This window comes from Gracilibacillus timonensis, from assembly GCF_900086715.1.
In the GTDB taxonomy this organism is placed as follows: Bacteria; Bacillota; Bacilli; order Bacillales; family Amphibacillaceae; genus Gracilibacillus; species Gracilibacillus timonensis.
This window is the reverse complement of record NZ_FLKH01000012.1, coordinates 412890-431380: the sequence shown is the minus strand read 5'-3', so window position 1 is coordinate 431380 and position 18491 is coordinate 412890. Positions and strand designations below refer to the sequence as shown.

16 protein-coding genes are annotated in these 18491 nt (G+C 41.8%); 5 read left to right on the top strand and 11 right to left on the bottom strand.

From position 1 onward, the window contains the following. Positions 1-17: 17 nt before the first annotated feature. A complete protein-coding gene (locus BN6556_RS13050; RefSeq protein ID WP_066192231.1) occupies positions 18-1715 on the bottom strand; it encodes a methyl-accepting chemotaxis protein in 1698 nt (565 codons plus the stop codon). A gap of 221 nt (positions 1716-1936) precedes the next feature. On the opposite strand from BN6556_RS13050, the gene pxpB reads away from it, so the two are divergent. From pxpB to BN6556_RS13035, 3 genes are read left to right on the top strand one after another with little or no spacing between them, the layout of a single operon-like run. Continuing rightward, entirely contained in the window at positions 1937-2620 is a 684-nt protein-coding gene (gene pxpB, locus BN6556_RS13045; protein ID WP_066192229.1) for a 5-oxoprolinase subunit PxpB, read from the top strand. Continuing rightward, entirely contained in the window at positions 2610-3572 is a 963-nt protein-coding gene (locus BN6556_RS13040) for a 5-oxoprolinase subunit C family protein (protein ID WP_066192227.1), read from the top strand. The genes pxpB and BN6556_RS13040 overlap by 11 nt, the downstream gene beginning before the upstream one ends. Next, the gene (locus tag BN6556_RS13035) at positions 3569-4303 is read left to right on the top strand and encodes a 5-oxoprolinase subunit PxpA (RefSeq protein WP_066192226.1); all 735 of its coding nucleotides are present in this window, start codon (positions 3569-3571) and stop codon (positions 4301-4303) included. The genes BN6556_RS13040 and BN6556_RS13035 overlap by 4 nt, the downstream gene beginning before the upstream one ends. Positions 4304-4427: 124 nt before the next feature. On the opposite strand, the gene BN6556_RS13030 is transcribed toward BN6556_RS13035, so the two are convergent. The 4 genes from BN6556_RS13030 to BN6556_RS13015 all read right to left on the bottom strand — a co-directional run bounded on the left by BN6556_RS13030 (position 4428) and on the right by BN6556_RS13015 (position 9087). After that, positions 4428-4715: a hypothetical protein gene (locus BN6556_RS13030; RefSeq protein ID WP_066192224.1), complete on the bottom strand. Its 288-nt coding sequence runs from the start codon at positions 4713-4715 to the stop codon at positions 4428-4430. A gap of 188 nt (positions 4716-4903) precedes the next feature. Further along, positions 4904-5545, bottom strand: a complete 642-nt coding sequence (locus BN6556_RS13025) for a DUF624 domain-containing protein (RefSeq protein ID WP_161485707.1) — start codon at positions 5543-5545, stop codon at positions 4904-4906. Positions 5546-5740: 195 nt separating this feature from the next. Then, on the bottom strand, positions 5741-5923 hold the full coding sequence (locus tag BN6556_RS13020) for a cold-shock protein (RefSeq protein ID WP_066192221.1): 183 nt from the start codon (positions 5921-5923) through the stop codon (positions 5741-5743). 62 nt (positions 5924-5985) lie between these two features. Then, positions 5986-9087: a glycoside hydrolase family 2 TIM barrel-domain containing protein gene (locus tag BN6556_RS13015; protein ID WP_066192219.1), complete on the bottom strand. Its 3102-nt coding sequence runs from the start codon at positions 9085-9087 to the stop codon at positions 5986-5988. A gap of 172 nt (positions 9088-9259) precedes the next feature. Here BN6556_RS13015 and BN6556_RS13010 point away from each other — a divergent pair, with 172 nt between their 5' ends. Then, positions 9260-10225, top strand: coding sequence for a LacI family DNA-binding transcriptional regulator (locus BN6556_RS13010; protein ID WP_066192216.1), 966 nt, complete (start codon positions 9260-9262; stop codon positions 10223-10225). 24 nt (positions 10226-10249) lie between these two features. Here the strand turns inward: BN6556_RS13010 and BN6556_RS13005 are convergent, their stop codons facing one another. The 5 genes from BN6556_RS13005 to xylA form a co-directional block, all read right to left on the bottom strand. After that, positions 10250-10879, bottom strand: coding sequence for a hypothetical protein (locus BN6556_RS13005; protein ID WP_066192214.1), 630 nt, complete (start codon positions 10877-10879; stop codon positions 10250-10252). Positions 10880-11031: 152 nt separating this feature from the next. Continuing rightward, entirely contained in the window at positions 11032-11685 is a 654-nt protein-coding gene (locus BN6556_RS13000) for an SGNH/GDSL hydrolase family protein (protein WP_066192213.1), read from the bottom strand. A gap of 142 nt (positions 11686-11827) precedes the next feature. Beyond that, the gene (locus BN6556_RS12995) at positions 11828-12844 is read right to left on the bottom strand and encodes a Gfo/Idh/MocA family protein (RefSeq protein WP_066192210.1); all 1017 of its coding nucleotides are present in this window, start codon (positions 12842-12844) and stop codon (positions 11828-11830) included. A gap of 202 nt (positions 12845-13046) precedes the next feature. Further along, positions 13047-14546, bottom strand: a complete 1500-nt coding sequence (xylB, locus tag BN6556_RS12990) for a xylulokinase (protein WP_066192209.1) — start codon at positions 14544-14546, stop codon at positions 13047-13049. A gap of 96 nt (positions 14547-14642) precedes the next feature. Then, positions 14643-15962, bottom strand: coding sequence for a xylose isomerase (gene xylA, locus BN6556_RS12985; protein ID WP_066192207.1), 1320 nt, complete (start codon positions 15960-15962; stop codon positions 14643-14645). A 538-nt stretch (positions 15963-16500) separates the two neighbouring features. On the opposite strand from xylA, the gene BN6556_RS12980 reads away from it, so the two are divergent. After that, the gene (locus BN6556_RS12980; RefSeq protein WP_066192205.1) at positions 16501-17676 is read left to right on the top strand and encodes an ROK family transcriptional regulator; all 1176 of its coding nucleotides are present in this window, start codon (positions 16501-16503) and stop codon (positions 17674-17676) included. A gap of 302 nt (positions 17677-17978) precedes the next feature. On the opposite strand, the gene BN6556_RS12975 is transcribed toward BN6556_RS12980, so the two are convergent. Further along, positions 17979-18452: a hypothetical protein gene (locus BN6556_RS12975; protein ID WP_066192202.1), complete on the bottom strand. Its 474-nt coding sequence runs from the start codon at positions 18450-18452 to the stop codon at positions 17979-17981. Positions 18453-18491: the final 39 nt, after the last annotated feature.

Genomic DNA, 18491 nt, shown 5'->3' with positions numbered 1-18491 from the left:
TGTCTGTTAATGACACACTACAGTCGGAATTTGCCTACTAAACCATTAAGCTGTTCTGCCAGGCTGGTCAGTTCTTTGGAGTTTGATGTTATTTCTTCCATTGCTCCACTGGCTTCTTCCGCTGAAGCTGACGTTTGTTGCACACCTGCCGCTGATTCCTCGGTAATAGAAGCAATTTCTTCCACGGAGGTATTGATTTCCTCACTGGAACGGGCAATAGACGTTAGATTACTGGTTGAATGTTTAATGTGCATAGTCATTTCATTGACCGCCTCATTAATCGATTCAAAGGTCGATCCTGTCTTCTCAATCTGAACAGATCCGTCATCAACGGATTGGTATCCTTCTTCCAATGACTGAGACACATTTGATGATTCCGTTTGAATATTCGTGACAATCCCCGTAATGTCGCTGACCGATGCAGTTACCTGTTCAGCAAGTTTTCTAACCTCATCTGCTACCACAGCAAACCCCTTACCATGCTCCCCCGCTCGAGCCGATTCAATCGCTGCATTTAGTGCCAGCAGGTTCGTTTGTTCCGCAATATCACGAATAACAGCAACCAACTTCGATATTTCTTGAGACTGAGCATCCAAAACTTTTACTTTATCAACGGCCTCGTGAACTACATGATGAATTTGTTCCATATGTTCAACCGATGAACGCATCATTTTCTGGCCGTCCTTCGTCATATCTAATACATGAGCTGACGTTTTGCCAAGACTCTCCCCATCTTCACTGGCAGCTTTTAATTTCTGAGAAAAATCTCCCATCTTGCTTGCGACGTCACCAGCGTGGTTTGCTTGTGTTTCCGTACCAGAAGCTATCTCTTCCATGGTAACACTAATCTGTTGTGCATTAGCATTCACCTCATTAGCAGACTGGTTTAATTGATTACTTTGACTGGTAACGGTATTCGAAACCGATGTTACCTGTTGGAGTATATTTCTCAGGTTATTACTCATTACATTAACGGCGGTGGATAATTGGCCAATTTCATCTTTTGACGAATAATCAATTGGCTCTACTTGTAAGTTTCCATCTGCAATCTCTTCACTGACGTAAAGCAGCTGAGATAAAGGACGGGAAATGCGGCGGGTAACCACATAAATCAAGAGAACACTCAATACAACAGAAACACTAATCGTAATGACCAATGTCACCATGGCCTCTCTTTGACTATCTTTGGCATGCTCGGAAGCAGCCATAAATTCCATGTTAACCATGTCTTCCAGCTCTTCTAATTGATTGATCACCTCCAATTGATAGGCAGTAGCATTTTGAACTTCCCCCTCTGCCATTTCCAGATCGTCTTGATTCATATAAGACACAATATTGGTAAAACTCTCATTCAAGGCATAATTTAATGAAATTACCCTTTGAAGCAGATTCTTTTGTTCTGCATCCGTGATGTTCTGCTCTAGTGTCTCTTTTATTTTTTCGAATCTGTCATTTCTCTCAGAAAAATCCGCCTCCGTTTCTAACGATGGGTTATCCTTATACTGGGAAATCCAGATCATCTTTGCCCGGATCAAAGAACCTAACTCGGTGACTTGAACAGACTTTTCCCCACGATTCTCCATAACGTCAATTTCCTGATACATATTATTTAGAAATATACCAACCATAATAGACGAGGCGAAAAATAATAGTAATACAACGCTAAGTATGACTCCGTATTTTCTGCCAAGCTTTAAATTATTAAATATTTTCATTTGTTTCCCCCTTGATGTACTTGTTTTTCTATATTTTTAGGTAAAAACTCATAATCATTGTAACATCAACAGATACTTTTGTCCTATTTTTGGTGTGAATATTTTGTAACATTTAGAAAGTGATTTTTATAATTCAACTCAATGAATCTGGTAAATGATTGTGCTAAATAAGGCTTTTTCGTTACAATATAGATAGTATACTCATAAAGGCAGGAAATCTTATGAAACTATTCGATATTTCAGAATATGCCGTAATGGCTGTCTTCTCAGAACAAGAAACGGATGTAAACCAGCTGCTCAATTGCCGACAACAGCTTCGTCAACACCCAGCCGTAACTGAAGTCATATTAGGATATCAAAGCATCACCGTCTATTTCAGGATTGATCAGTCCGATCATGCGAGCTTAAAGCAAGAGCTGACAGTCCTTTTTTCTCAAAAAAAGGAGAAGCCGGTTCAAGGCGTGCTCCATCGCATACCTGTTTGTTATGAACAAGCTTATGGTATTGATATAGAACATCTTAGTGAGTACCATCAATTAACGTTTGAACAAATCATCAGGCTGCATACTACGCCGACATACGATGTTTGCTTTCTCGGCTTTTCTCCTGGATTTCCTTTTTTGTCTGGGTTAAATCCTGAATTGGCTACCCCAAGGAAAGAAACGCCTAGAACCCATGTCCCAACAGGTGCAGTAGGAATTGCCGGTCATCAAACGGGTATTTATCCAGCTTCTTCTCCTGGTGGCTGGCAAATTATCGGACAAACACCGATCAATTTACTTACTCTCGAGGATACAGAACATCCCACCCTGCTGCAGCCAGGTGATCAACTACAATTCTATGCTATCAGCAGCGAGGACTACCATAACATCCAAAAAAAGGAGCGAGATAGCCGTGACCATTGAAGTGATTGAGGCAGGTTTACATAGTACCATTCAAGATGCGGGAAGAAGTGGTTACCAGTCCTATGGCTTTTCGCTCAGCGGTCCGATGGATGAATATGCTGCTCAATTAGCTAATATACTAGTAGGTAACCCAATGAAACAGGAACTGTTGGAATTAAGTTTTATTGGACCAACATTACAATTTCATCATCCAGCGATTATCGCTATTACTGGTGCTGATATGTCAGCTAATCTCAATCAACAGCCGATTCAATTAGGGCGCCCCATTCAAATAATGGCAGGTGATACCTTACAACTTCGCACCGCAAAAGTGGGGACATACAGTTATATCGCTGTTAAAAATGGCTTCGAAATACCGACCGTTTTAGGAAGCAAAAGCATGGTAGTGCGTACAAATATTACAGGTTTATTGGGCAGCCCCCTGGCTGTCGGTGATATGATTCCTTGTCTTCCACAGGACAAAGGGAAATGCCCTTTTCATTGGGGAATGGATTCCTCGTTTTTTTCTTATATAACTAACCAACCCCAGGTTATCCGTTACCTTGAGGGTGCACAAACAGATTGGTTCCCTCCTTCTGCTTTGGAAAATAAGCCATGGAAGATCTCCACGACTTCTAACCGGATGGGATATCGTTTACAAGGAGAAGCCATTGCAGCAAATGAACAAAAACAACTAGCAACAGAGGCAACCAGCTTTGGGGCAATTCAAATCCCTGCCAATGGACAACCGATTATTCTAATGGCGGATGGGCAGCCGACGGGCGGTTACCCAAAAATTGGACAAGTGATTCGGACGGATTTGGCCACTCTAAGCCAGATTCAACCCGGATGTCCTTTTTATTTCAAGAAGGTTTCCTTAGCAGAGGCCATTAGAAAATGGAAACAACGACAATATAGTTTGGGAGTCAGACAAAAGCTGATTCGCGAAAAATGGAAGGAAGAGCACTTATGAGGAGAATTAGCTTAAATTGTGACCTTGGGGAAAGCTTTGGGGTTTACCAAACAGGAAATGATCAGGCTATTATTCCCTTAGTTGATGAAATCAATGTGGCATGTGGTTTTCATGCCGGTGACGCACATACAATGAACCAAACGATAAGGCTTGCTAAACAACATCATGTGGAAGTCGGAGCGCATCCCGGCTTGCCAGACATACAAGGCTTTGGCCGGAGACGGATGCAAGTAACGGCGCAAGAGGTCTACGATTGGACCGTTTATCAGATTGGGGCGCTCAAGGCATTTACCGAGATCCAGCATGTGAAACTACACCACATCAAACCGCATGGAGCTTTATATAATATGGCTTGCCAAGATCAGCAGTTAGCCCTGGCAATTGCTCAAGCTGTTTTTGATCTAGACCCATCCCTTCGATTAGTTGGACTATCGGGAAGTGAGCTGATCCATGCGGGTTCAACAGTGGGATTAGCCGTTGTCAATGAAGTATTTGCTGATCGACGTTATCATAACAATGGCAGACTCGTCGCCCGTGGAACTCCCGGATCGCTGCTCCATGATACCGAAAGCGTTATACAACAAGTAAGGCAGATGCTTGACAATGGAACCGTGATGACACAAGAAGGCAACGAAATCCCTATTATAGCCGATACTATCTGTGTACATGGCGACAATACTGCCGCCTTGGAATTAGTTAAGCAGATCCGAACCATTCTGACGTCACGTTAACTTCATTACACAGATATGAAAGGCGGATTGCTGGGATTGTTATGGGCGCAGGGGCGGATTTTGCTTTCTCCAGTCCGCGAGATTCTTACGGACAACATTTTGCGATTTGGTGGTTTTTTGTCCGTTAGATTCGTTTCTTACGGACAGTATTTTGGGATTCGGTGTTTTTTTGTCCGTTAGATTCATTCTTACGGACAAAACTTTGCGAGTCGGCCGTTTTTTGTCCGTTAGATTCATTCTTACGGACAAAACTTTGCGAGTCGGCCGTTTTTTGTCCGTTAGATTCGTTCTTACGGACAAAACTTTGTGAGTCGGCCGTTTTTTGTCCGTTAGATTCGTTCTTACGGACAAAACTTTGTGATTCGCTGGTTTTTTGTCCGTTAGATTCATTCGTTCTTACGGACTGTAGCACGCAATTTGCTCTCCTCAGTCCGCGAGATTCTACAGACAGTATTACACGATTCGGCGTTTTTTTGTCTGTTAGATCGGCCCACGTTCTTGTGAAAAAATAAGCCGCCTCCCTACTAAGACTCACCCCCTACCCTATCCGTCAAAAAACTCCCTTTATAAAAAACCCTTATCCAAATGCAGATAAGGGTTTTAACGATAATGATATTTGAGCAGGCAGCGATCTAAAAAATCTTGAGGTAATTTATTTACTGCCTTTTTCCACAGGCTGACATGAATAAACACAAAGGGACACAACACCACCATTAAAGCACCTGGTAGATAAAAGATAACCAGTGAAAGCACGAGTGCAAATGAGGCAATCAATAATAAATCAGGTAAAGCCGCTAGGGAGATGACCCACGCGTTCTTCCATAACAGCCTCCCTTTTAAATGGGTGCTGACTAATAATGGGAGCATAGCCAATAATACCATGGAAAAGACGATACCTATAAATATCTCACTTGCTTGAAAAAGAATGGATTCGTTGTTTAGAAATGGAGGAAGCACTATCAGCTTCAAACCAAAGACAGTCAAAATTGAAAGGATGAATAAGGTTACATAAATCGTCCTTTTAAAATAACTAACGAAAGCATAGTAGAAGGACTTCCAAATTCTTAAGTTTATGCCATGCTTGGACCAATCCAAAGCTACCGTATACAAGGCAAGGGTTGCAGGAATAACCGTTACCACACCTAAGGAAAAGAACAGCCACAACAGTTGTAACGCTAAGAAAGCTGCGATAATCTGCAGCACACGAAACAGAGGGGATTCTGGTTGATCCAAATTTATCACTATCTCACTCCTTCCCATTGTCCATCATTCGTTATTTATAGTATATCCGTTTGTAGCTAGATTAAACGCAGCGAAGCATATCAAAAAAAGCCTCCTTATTTGGTTGGCTGTTTTCCATCTTACACAAATCACTCTCACAAATAAGCCGCTGGAATCTAAACATTCCAGCGGCTTGCTTGTTTATTCTATAAAGCCCTACTTCATTTCAGGTAATACCCTAACTTCTTTTTCCATGTTGGATTGGCAAATCGGGCACTTTGGTTTCTCATCGAATGAGTAGTTTTCCCGCATCCAGCCTTGGCAATCATTGCTTTCGCAAACCCATACATTGGTTTCTACATTTTTGACAGGCTCTTTTTGATTATTAAAATAAGCCATTTGGCACTCCCTTTCAATGGGTGATACCTTTATTATACGCCTATTGGACATTAAATTCAAAGTTATTCCGAAACACCTCTTAAATAGAAGCGATATTGGTAGCTTCGATTTGAATGCAAGCGATACTCGGTGTGTGGCAGCTGGCCCCAACTATCATCTCCGCCAACACCAGTTTGCCAACCGTTAATTCGGATCGATACCTTATCTGTTTTTGGTAAGCGATAATGATGACTGGCGGCTTCTAATTCAAACGGGCTATATGGTACGGCACTCACGTCCACCACAGGGTCTCCCGTAATTTGTAGTCCTTTACCAGTTGAATCGATGATGCGGAACCAGCGAACACCGCGATGATTACCACTCTCTTGTGGCTTCAAATAAGGCTGTAGCTGACTTGCCACATCGGCATGATGAATCGCTACTTTACCACTAGTCTCCCGATCCCAGTAGGTCTCATGCGGGCCTTGACCAAACCATGTTAACGTCTGAAAATCATCGGGCATCTCCATGCGCAGACCTACTTCAGGAATAAATGATGTTCCTTCTCCAGGGATAAGCTGGTGTTCGATCTCCACTTCTCCTTGACTATCCACCAAATAGGTCAAACGCGCTGTTGAAATGGGCTCTGTCGGCATTCGAAAATGGGCGGTAATCTTTACTTCTGTACCGGTTTGACTGGCCTGCATGTTTACCAATTCTCTTGACAGACTAGCCTGGTACCATTCTTGACTCGTTTGATCAATCTTAGCGCCACGGTCGTTATCCGTAGTAGCTCGCCAGTAATTAGGCAAAAGCGGTGTAGAAACAAGAGGCTGCCCCTTTTGGCTGTAGTTCGTTAAACAACCCATTTCCTTATCAAAATGGATGCAAGCATCTCCCGCCTGCACCAAGTAGGCTTGATCTGTTTCGTTTAATTGGATGGTGCCTGTTGCCAGTGGTCGCTGTTTAGCTGCCGGAATAAAAAACTGTGCAAAGGCAATTTCGTGATCCGTCTCTGCCCACACTGGAGATTCCTGATATACCAGGCGCAGGGTAATCACTTGTTCTTTTTCCACGGCAAATGTTGAAGTGTCATAGTCCAATGAAATGCTCTCTTCTTGCCCTGGTGCTGTATGTAATACCATGGTACCAGATTTGAGCTCTTCCCCATTTTCTTCCACCAGCCAGATCAACCGGTAATCTGTCAATGATTGAAAAAGGTGCTTGTTATGAATAACAAATCTGCCTTTTTCTTTATCTTCACAGTGAAAATCGACGTTTTGATAACAGGCCTTCGTCTCCATTAATTTTGGTGAAATCTGACCGTCTGCAAAAATAAGGCCATCACCAGCAAAATTCCCATCATGAGGTGATTCGCCAAAATCACCACCATAAGCCAAAAACGACTCGCCTGACTCCATTTGATGTCTTAACGCCTGATCCTTCCAATCCCAAATAAAACCGCCTTGTAGTACCTCGTATTGATCAAACAGACGGGTATACTTATGGAGATTTCCGTTTGAATTCCCCATCGCATGACTGTATTCACAAATAATATACGGTTTTTTCTCACCAGGTTGTTTGGCATACGCTTCTACCCGGTGTGGCGGAATATACATGGTTGATTCAATATCGCTTGCCGCATCCGAAGGCCGGTAATGGAAGGTTCCCTCGTAATGTACCAGGCGTGTAGGGTCTTGCTCACGAAAATAGTCTGCCATCCGCAAGAAATTATCTCCGCCGAACGATTCGTTGCCTAAAGACCAAATCAGGATAGACGGATGATTTTTATCGCGTTCAAACATCGATTGGCAACGATCCAGTAGATTGGCCGTCCACTCCGCTTTGCTGCCTGGCACTGTATCCTCCAACTCCTGCTGCCCATATCGCCACGTCCCATGTGTCTCCAAATTCACCTCATCAATCACGTACAGCCCATATTGATCGCATAGTTCATACCAATAAGGATGATTAGGATAATGTGATGTCCGTACAGCATTAATATTATATTGTTTCATCAGAGTAATATCTGCCAGCATATCTGTTTCGGTCACCGCCCGTCCATGATCTGCAGTAAATTCATGACGATTCACCCCTTTAAAGATGATTCTTTCTCCGTTAATGTGCATGATGTTGTCGATTAATTCAAATTGACGGAAACCTATTCTTGTCGAATATGTTTCGATTATTTGGAGGTTTTCATCTAAAATAGTAAACTGCAAGGTATAAAGATAAGGAGTTTCTGCGCTCCATTTCTTTGGGTTCTCCACGGTTGCGGTTGTTTTTATTTCCATCTTTTCTTGATCAGAAATATCCAAATCAATGGATTGCTTGATGACCGTTTCTTGCTCTTCTGATAACAATTCAATTTCCAAACGACAAGCCGCAATGGACTTTTTATGATAGTTTACTAGTTCTGCTTGCACCTCTAACGCTGCATGCTGATAATCTTTATCCAAATTTGTTCTAATACGATGATCATACAAGTGGACATCGGGCAAGGCATAGAGAAACACATCGCGGAAAATGCCACTCATTCTCCAAAAATCCTGATCCTCTAACCAGCTGGCATCTGCCCAACGATACACCTCTACCGCCAGCTTATTCTCCCCTTTTACAAGGTATGGGGTAATGTTAAAGGCAGCAGGGGTAAAACTATCTTCGCTATAACCTACTAGTTCTCCATTCAACCAAACATAAAAGGCCGCTTCCACACCAGCGAAATGCAGGATGACAGGCAGTTCCTCCCATGCCTCTGTGATGCTAAAATGAGTAACATATTGACCGACTGGGTTATAATTAGTCGGCGCAAATGGTGGCTTGATATCATCATGTTCTACCCATGGATAGGTCACATTGGTGTATTGCGGATAATCATAACCTTCTAACTGCCAGTGGGCAGGCACCTTGATTGTATTCCAGTCCGTATGATCATATGTGGTTTGATAGAAATCAGGGATTCGCTGATCCGGTCTCTCTGAAAAATGGAAAAACCACTGTCCATTTAAGGAATGGTAAAATGGCGAATCCGCTTTCTTTCTTTCAAAAGCTTGTTGCTTATGAAGATATGGAATTGCTAGGGCATGCTGTGGTAAGCGATTCAATGAAAAAATCTCTGGATTGTTATTCCATTCCGGGTATCCATTGACGGGACGCTTGTAATTTAACTTCTCTTTGTTTAACATTATATTGACCACCCTTCCTGCATGATTTATCTGATACTAGCGCCTGTGTCTGTGAATCTCCAAAAATACCAAACGCTTACATCGAGATAAAAGATTGATTTTTCTTTGATAGCATCATAAAATAACGAGTAAAAATAGTCAAGTTAAATTTTACTTTAAGGTAGTGTGATAAATGGCGACAATTAAAGATATAGCAGAAAAGGCAAATGTTTCTATCGCTACAGTGTCCCGTGTTTTAAACTATGACCCCAGCTTATCCGTCAGTGAAGCAACGAAAAAAAGAATATTTGAAATCGCGGAATCACTCTCCTATCAAAAAAATGCCGCACGTAAAAAAATAACGAGAAGAATTGCTTTCGTTCACTGGGTAACCGAGGAAGAGGAATTAACGGATTTATATTATATGGGCATTCGACATGGGGTAGAACAACAAGCCAAAGAGGAACATTTACATTTAGTAAAATATACGGTAAAAGAAATCAATAAAATACCTAAACAAATCGATGGTGTTATTGCTGTGGGTAGATTTAGTGCAGAGCAAGTGGACCGTTTGCAGAAAATTACAAAACATGTTATTTTGATTGACTCAGATGTACAGCATCCAGGCTGTGATGCCGTTTTGGTTGATTTTCAAACCGTGATGAAGCAAGCGATTGATTATTTACTTAGTCATGAGACCAAAACGATCGGTTTCATTGGAGGTAACCTGCAAGACGAGATCGATATCCGGGAGCAGTTTTTTCGTGACTACTTACAAGCCCATCATCTGTTAAAAGAAGAATTGATCATAAAGACACCGTTTAGTGTGGATGATGGCTATCAAGCTATGCAGCAGTTCTTAACAAAAACTCCCCCTGCTAAACTTGGCTTTATTGCGGCCAATGACCCGTTAGCGATCGGCGCCCTCAAGGCCATGCATCAAGCCGATATCGACATCCCTCATCAAATAAAGCTGATTGGGATCAATGATATTAGCGTATCGAAATATGTCTATCCTGCCTTAACAAGTGTAAGGATCGAAAAGGAATGGATGGGAAAAACCGCCGTGCAGTTGATGATGGAAAGGATAAAGGATAACCGGGAAGTAGCTAAAAAGGTCTATCTTGATACGGAGCTGATCATAAGAGAAACCACCTGAGTGCAATCAGGTGATTTCTGTTTCCTATTCGGATGGAGGCTCGGACATTAATATGTCCATAACTTCCTCGGTTCTTTCATGATTTTCTGAATTAACGGGGAACATAATAATCAGGTCATGAAAGGCAGGGTAAGCCTCAAACATGGGGATATCTTCGGTCGCTATGCCATATACATCTTCGGTGCCGAAACGGTATAATGTCGCTTCCTGCTCTTCTAGCGAAGGAAGATCAACATATTGATCGACAGGCATTAATCCTTGTTCTCCTTGAAATTGATCGGCCAAAGACTCACTAGCAATAATCACATCGATCATATTTGCCCCCATATTTGCCCAAAATTTCTGTACCTGAGCGTAGTCCACATCCTCCAGGGAACCACTTTCTGTGATCATACTATCTGTTATGACGCGAAAATCATTCAGATAATGATCATTTAAATCGGTTGAAAAGGCCTCGGCAGTATCATAAGGAACCTGTCCCAGTACAGTGATCTGAAAGGTTTCTTCTTTCTCGCCAAATACCGTTCCTAAGATCGACCATAAAAACGCCACTCCCAATATGGTACCAATAATATGTAGTTTATAATATTCCCATATGTAATCAACCGCTTCCTTAAAAGACATCGTTTTCAATGTTTCCCATAATTTCTTCATACGCCTGTCTCATCCCCTTGTTTCTGTCTCTGATAATCAAGTATAACATAGTTTGATAGAATCAAGCGAGACTTATTAGGGACGTTACATTCATTTCTCTTCCTGTCTAGGAATGAGAGTTTCCACCATGATAAAATAAGATTGGGTCTGCTTTATTTATTCCAATCAAATCCTATACTATTTAAAAAAGCCTTCGCCAGTACGGTGTGACCCGTCGCCCCAGGGTGGATACGATCCCAAGCTAGAAAAGTAGGATGTGTATGCTCTAATACGGCATTAAACGCCGCTTGGCTGTCCACATAGGTTAATTGATGCGCAAGCGCTAACCGTACAACCGCTTTCCCATAACGATCCATTGCAGCACGCATGGCATCGTTTGAATTGGTTTCGATAAAGAACGGGGTCATCAAAACGATTTTTGTTCCTTTCGACTTCGTTTCTTCGATAAGCCTATTTAATGTCCGCTCATATTCGTCAAGATACACATGCTTCTCCGTTATAAACGGCGAGTCAAATTGACGCCACACATCATTAATACCAATCATGATCACCAACCAGTCCGGTTGTTGTTCCATGACATCTATTTCCCAACGCTCGCTCAGGTCCCTTACCGTATTACCTGACAATCCTTTGTTCACAACGCGAATACCTAATTCTGGATAGCTCGCTTGCAAAAAGGCATCAACGATAGAAACATAGCCATTTCCCAACGCACCAAATAACCCCTCACCGACTGGCTTTTCCCGGTCGCAGTCTGTAATCGAATCGCCAATAAACAACAATTTTTTCCTTGCTGGAATATCCATTGTTTTCATCCTTTTTATCGTTTTTTTCTTATAGTGCGTGTTCACAATCCTGATAAAAGGTCTCGCCGGCTAATACTGTAACGTCTTGTACGTCGAAAATTCAAAGAGATTCCTCTTTTAAATACCGGCTTTAAACAACTTCTTACAGGTTTACTTTCTTACCTGTTTCTATACTTTCCATCGCCGCAAATACCATCTTCATACTTTCTATATTATCGAAACAACTCGTTTCGGCTGAACGTTCTTGATCCAAGGCAGCAAACATCTCATCCAAACAGCCAAAATGACTTTCGCGACCTTGCCAGCTGTTAGGCAACGAATATCTTTCCATTTCCCGCAAAAATTGCATGTCTTTCTTTTCTTGAACTACTTCTGCCTCTACCTTATCAAAACCATCCCACGTAGCCGTTCCTTTTGTGCCAATAATGCGCCAATCTCCATTCCATGACGTGCGCAAGCCTTCTGCCGCCCAAGAACCTCGATAAGTGTAAACAGAACCATTCTCCATTTCAAATATACAAGTCATCGAGGCATAACCATCATACCAAGATCCAGCCGGATCAAAGGCATGACAATAGACAGAGGTAGCATTACATCCTGAAATAAACCTCGCCTGATCAAACGTATGAATCGCCATATCCACCAGCAGCGGATGCTCCATCTTTTCTCGAAATCCACCGAAATGGGGACCCAAATAAAAATCGCTGTTGATCGTATGAACCTCGCCCAACAGCCCTTGTTCCACAGCAGCACGCAATGTCCTGATTTCCTGCAGATAACGACGGTTTTGCATGACATTATAGGCTCTGTCTGTTTTCACTACCAATTCAAGCATTTGGTTTGCATCTGTTAAACTCTCGGCCATCGGTTTTTCTCCGAAGACGTGACAGCCCGCCTGTAACGCAGTAGAAACAATGTGTGGATGAGCAGCGGGGATCGTTGCATCAAAAACAATCGTTGCCCCTGTTGTCTCGATAGCTACCTGTAAATCTGTAAAAATAGGGACTTGTAATTCCCTTTCTTCTGCCTTTTGCTGAGCAGCCTCTTTCTTTACATCAACCAGACCTGCTAATTCTATAGTTTCTTGCTGGTCTGCATAATCCAGCCAAATATTAGCCATGCCACCACAGCCAACCATGATCACTTTATGTATATTCATATTTCTTCACCCCTTTATTTATGATAGCGGATTAATTGGTCAATTTCCAATGTTTTTCTGATAAACTGGAAAAAGAAATAGGGGAATCAGAAAAGGATGGTAAACATCTGATAGATAGTAATTGCACATTCCTTTCCTACGCACAAAACTCGAAACCTCTGACTGCATCAACGGTTCCGAGTTTGTCCGTTCACATTCATTTTCACTGACGAAATGCCATCAACTGTTGGCTTAATTGCTTGGTTTGGTTATATACACCCTGGTATAAAGGAAACAATTGCTGATAGGCTTCGACATTCTCTGGGATCGGATAATAGGTATCAGCTTCTTCTAAAAAGACATCTGCACACGCCTGTAATGAATCAAACCAGCCTGAGCCATATGCGGCTAGCATCGCCGCTCCCATACCAGGTCCTTGCTCACTTTTTAATCGGATAATATCTGCATTAAATATATCTGCTTGCATTTGCAACCAAGTTGTATTCTTCGCACCACCGCCAATTGAATAAATGGCGTCAATGCGTTTTCCCTTTTCGCGCAGAATGGCCAGGGAATCGTTTAAAGAAAAGGTGATTCCTTCTAGCACCGCACGGGTGAAATGATTAAGGGTATGGGAGCTATCCATCCCGATAAAGCTGCCGCGAATACTCGAATCCCCATGCGGTGATCTTTCTCCAACAATATATGGAGAAAATAGTAATCCATTGGCACCAACTGATATGTCACCTACATCTGCTAGCAATTCATCAAATCCTTTTTCTGGGGCGAAGGTCTTCTTAAACCAGTCAAGACTATATCCCGCCGCCAATGTAACGCCCATGGAATAATAACGATTGGACTCCCCATGGTTAAAGTAATGCACTTTTCCTTGGTAATCCTTATCACCTGTCGCTTCATAAGATAATATCACACCAGATGTACCAATACTGACAAAGGTTTTCCCTTCTGATAAAATACCGGACCCAATAGCGCCACAGGCATTATCAGCACCACCGGCAAATACCTGGGTAGCTGGATCAAGCCCCATCTCATCAGCGATAGCTGGCATTATTGATCCCACATTCGCATGAGAATCTACTAATGGAGGACAAAGCGAAACGTCTAAATCAAGCAAATCACAAATTTCTTGACTCCAATCTTGTTTTGCAATATCCAACAGACTAGTTCCCGCAGCGTCCGAATAATCCATGTGTATCTTGCCCGTTAACCGGTACCGCAAATAATCTTTCGGCAATACAAATGTCGTCGCCTGATCAAATAATGCCGGTTGGTGCTCTCTCACCCACAACAGCTTGGGCAGAGTAAAACCCTCCAAGGCCAAATTTTTGGTCAACTCAATAAAATGGTCCTTGCCTACCTTTTGATAAATTTCCTGACATTGTTTGGTTGTTCTTGTATCATTCCATAAAATGGCTCGACGTAAAGGCTGATTATCTTTGTCTAATAATACTAGCCCGTGCATTTGACCGGAAAAGCTAATCCCTTCAATGTCTTTGACTTCTCCATCAAATGATTGAACCAGCTCTTTAACACCAGCAATCGTTTGACGCACCCAATCCTCTGGTTCCTGTTCGGAATACCCCGTTTTATCCTGATATAGCGGATAATCTTTGGCTATTTCCTTTACTACTTCTCCTGATTTATTCACCAACAACAATTTTACTGCGCTAGTGCCTAAATCTACGCCTATTACGTAACTCACTATTCAACTCATCCTTCCGTTTCATTGAAATGCAGTGTTAAGCTACAAGAAAGGCCTAGTCGAGCTTAATCAACTAAGCCATTCCTTCTGCCGTTTTTAGGCATTCATATTTAAGAGATATCGATTAATCGTTGCTTTAATAACTTCTAAACGACCAGATTTATTTTTTATTTCTCGCAGGTTCAAGGCATGCTCTTCTAATGACTTGAAATCTGCTTTTCCTTCTACGATATCCTTGCCAATTCCTTCTTTAAAGCTTGCATAGCGTTCATCGATCAGTTTTTCAAATACTTGATCCTCGACTAATTTACTAGCGACACGATATCCAATCGCAAAGTGATCCATCCCGGCAATATGTGCATGGAATAAATCGTCTTGTTCAAAGGAACCGCGCCTTACCTTGGCATCGAAATTTAAACCACCTGCGCCAAGTCCACCATTTTTGATTATTTCATACATAGCCAATGTCGTAGAATAAATATCAGCAGGGAATTCATCGGTATCCCAGCCTAGCAATGGGTCCCCTTGATTGGCGTCAACGGATCCTAAGATACCATTGACACGTGCATAACGCAATTCATGTTCAAAGGTATGTCCTGCCAATGTAGCGTGATTGGCTTCAATATTTAGTTTGAAATCATTTTGCAAACCATATTTCAACAAAAAGGCATGCGATGATTGCGCATCAAAGTCATACTGATGTGTGGTTGGCTCTTTCGGTTTTGGCTCCAGTAAGAATTGAGCGCCAAAATCAATTTCCTTGGCATAATCAACCGCCATGTTGAAAAAGCGTGCCAAATTATCTTGTTCTAAGCCTAGATCGGTATTTAGTAACGTTTCATATCCTTCACGGCCTCCCCAAAACACATAGCTTTCTCCATTTAATTCTTTACCTATTTCCAGTTGTTTTTTTACTTTGGCTGCTGCATAAGCAAATACGTCCGCATTATTGGAAGAGGCAGCACCATGCACAAAACGCGGATGCGTAAAGTTGTTGGCCGTATTCCAAAGCAATTTCACATCGCTCGTGTTCATATATTCTTTGATCATAGCAACGATCGTATCGAGATTATCGTTACTTTCCTTTAATGTATCGCCTTCTGGTGCTATATCGACATCATGAAAACAGAAATATTTCACTCCAAGCTTCTCAAATAATTCAAATGCCGCTTCCACTCTTGCCTTGGCTCGATCCATGCCGCCATATGTATCCCAATTACGAATGGCTGTCCCTGTACCAAATGGATCGCTCAAATCTTCGGTAAACGTATGCCAATAAGCCACTCCAAAGCGCAAAAATTCCTCCATCGTTTGACCATTGATCTTTTCTTCCGGATTATAAAATTTGAATGCAAGCGGATTGGATGAAGTCGCTCCTTCATATTTAATCTTGTTAACGTTTTCAAACCATACCATTTTATTCCCTCCATCTTTAAATCATTCATTTGAAATACGGTGTCCAACATCATGCTTTGTTTCAACACCTTGCCTTTAGTATAGCAATCTCTCCTTAGTTTGTCTAGCGGATAAACTAAGGAAATAGAAATTCATTCCACGGTATGCTACAATAGAAGGAAGATCCTAGAAGCTGGATAAACATTTATCAAAAAATGGGGAAGTGACGTTTTCTTGAGTATCAACTTTTTACAACATGATAATGAATCATCATTAGAATTGACACGTTGATGTACCTAGGGTGACATATTGGACTGGAATATTATACGGGAGACAAAGTTACCAATCTTATTACAATGTTCTATATTCAATGTCTTTACAAGATATATTACCTAACAAAAACGTAAGTTCATAAATGCTAGCGCCCCCCTACTTATTCGATTTCACCTACACATCCCGACATGCAGGCGGTGCAATAAATGAGGTTCAGAGGTGCGCAAGACATTGCGACGTTAGCCTGCCCGGTCGCATCTAACTATGATAGAAGGAAGTGAAATGATTGAATCAAACATGGAATCAATACGTCGTAAAAAAAGAGAATAAAGCACTTGTTTTACAAACCGTGCTAGAGAAGGCACCCATCTCACGGGCCTCGATTGCTCAGGTCACCGGTTTAAATAAAGGAACTGTCTCTTCCCTGATTAGTGAGTTAATCACAGAACATTTTATTTATGAATCTGGCACGGGAGAGTCCAGCGGTGGCAGAAGACCCGTCATGCTGTTACTAAATGAAAAAGCCGGTTATACGATTTCCGTTGATTTAGGGGTACATAGTATATTAGCGGTACTCACTGATTTACGTGGTCAACTCATTGCCGAACAAAGAGTCGAGTTCGAAAACAGTGAGGTGGAAGTTGTACATAAACTTTTGTTTGAATGCATTGATCAATTAAAGAGTCAGGCTCCCGCCTCTTCTTATGGCATTGTGGGGATTGGTATTGGAGTTCCTGGGGTGGTTACCAATGAGGGAGAAATTCTTTTGGCGCCAAATTTAGGATGGAAACAAGTACCGTTAAAGCAACAACTGCTCGAACGTTATCAAGTACCGGTTATTGTAGAAAATGAAGCCAATGCAGGTGCTTATGGAGAAAGGGTTTATGGTGCAGGCAGGCTATCCAATGAGATCGTTTATATCAGTGCCAGCATCGGAATTGGAGTAGGGCTTATTCTAGCCAGTAAGCTTTATAAAGGATTACGAGGTTTTTCTGGTGAATTAGGGCATATGACCATTGAAAAGGATGGACTGATCTGCCGTTGTGGTAATCAAGGCTGTTGGGAATTATATGCCTCACAGCAGGCTTTGCTTAATAAGGCTGAAGCCCTTGGATATGTCCATCCAACCATCGAACAACTCATTGCAGACGCCGATCGAGGTGATGCCAATGTATTGTCATTGTTTGAGGAGATTGGCGACTATTTGGGTGTTGGTATCACTAATATTATTCATATTTTCAATCCAGAACAAGTGATTATCGGAAATATTTTACAAAAAGCGGAGAAATATATTTTTCCAGCCATTCAGAAAAGAATTGAACAAAATGCAATCGGCTTTAATAAAGATGATGTGCATATCAATAGTGCCCAGTTGACCAAGCATTCTACCGTACTAGGAATGGCAGCCTTTACGATTGAAAAGTTTTTTGAAACAACTGGTGACCAGGTTGTCACTAGTTAGAAAGAACAGGTGGATTAGTCACTTATAACGAGCCATAATGGCCTATCTGCTAGCCTTACAATGGACGATAGGAGGCTAAGGGAATATGCTACATCAAAACTGTACAACCGTACAACAACATTTTAGAATGAACAGTTCTAGATACAGGAACTACCCTTCATGGAGAAATAGGATGATGAAATGAATCAGATTCATTCTCTCGGTCTGGAGAACGCCATTTCAATTCTTCAGTCCATAAGATTGGTTGCGAACGGAGGAGCGAATTCCCTTCCTCCGTTCATTAAAAAAACATCAGTCATTGGTTATTGATTATACTCCCAAGTAACGCACCATTCCCCTTCTTCCTGCACCAAAAAAACGGGCTGGCTTATTTCTAGATACCCATATTTACTCTCATATATGTAGGTAGCTGTCAGACGATAGGCCGTTTGTAAAGAGGTGTTCTCATTGACTTGATAATCCTTTACCTTTTCCGCTTCACTCAATTGATAATCAAAAGCGGTCACCCCAAAATGCTCTAAAAACACATGGGCACGATCTTGCACATACTCACTTTTACTAAACCGCTCCTTCATGGATGAATGGAACAATCCCCAAGAGTCACCAAAATCGCCCTGCTGTTCATGTTGATAAAAGGTGTCAGCTACCTTGACCGCCTGCCGTTCATCAGAAAAAAGATATAACAGCAAAAAAACGAACAACAAGATCAATATAACCAGCACAATAGATAGCAGGATGAGCCTTTTTGATTGTTTGTTTAGCCTTCTTCTACGCATGTCATCACCTAATAAATTTCAAAGTAAAAAAAGCGGGTT

Coding starts and splice junctions, on each gene's coding strand:
- pxpB (WP_066192229.1), top strand. CDS start 1,937: ATGAAACTATTCGATATTTCAGAATATGCCGTAATGGCTGTCTTCTCA.
- BN6556_RS13000 (WP_066192213.1), bottom strand. CDS start 11,685: ATGGATATTCCAGCAAGGAAAAAATTGTTGTTTATTGGCGATTCGATT.
- xylA (WP_066192207.1), bottom strand. CDS start 15,962: ATGGTATGGTTTGAAAACGTTAACAAGATTAAATATGAAGGAGCGACT.
- BN6556_RS13050 (WP_066192231.1), bottom strand. CDS start 1,715: ATGAAAATATTTAATAATTTAAAGCTTGGCAGAAAATACGGAGTCATA.
- BN6556_RS13035 (WP_066192226.1), top strand. CDS start 3,569: ATGAGGAGAATTAGCTTAAATTGTGACCTTGGGGAAAGCTTTGGGGTT.
- BN6556_RS13015 (WP_066192219.1), bottom strand. CDS start 9,087: ATGTTAAACAAAGAGAAGTTAAATTACAAGCGTCCCGTCAATGGATAC.
- BN6556_RS12975 (WP_066192202.1), bottom strand. CDS start 18,452: ATGCGTAGAAGAAGGCTAAACAAACAATCAAAAAGGCTCATCCTGCTA.
- BN6556_RS13010 (WP_066192216.1), top strand. CDS start 9,260: ATGGCGACAATTAAAGATATAGCAGAAAAGGCAAATGTTTCTATCGCT.
- BN6556_RS13005 (WP_066192214.1), bottom strand. CDS start 10,879: ATGAAGAAATTATGGGAAACATTGAAAACGATGTCTTTTAAGGAAGCG.
- BN6556_RS12995 (WP_066192210.1), bottom strand. CDS start 12,844: ATGAATATACATAAAGTGATCATGGTTGGCTGTGGTGGCATGGCTAAT.
- BN6556_RS13020 (WP_066192221.1), bottom strand. CDS start 5,923: ATGGCTTATTTTAATAATCAAAAAGAGCCTGTCAAAAATGTAGAAACC.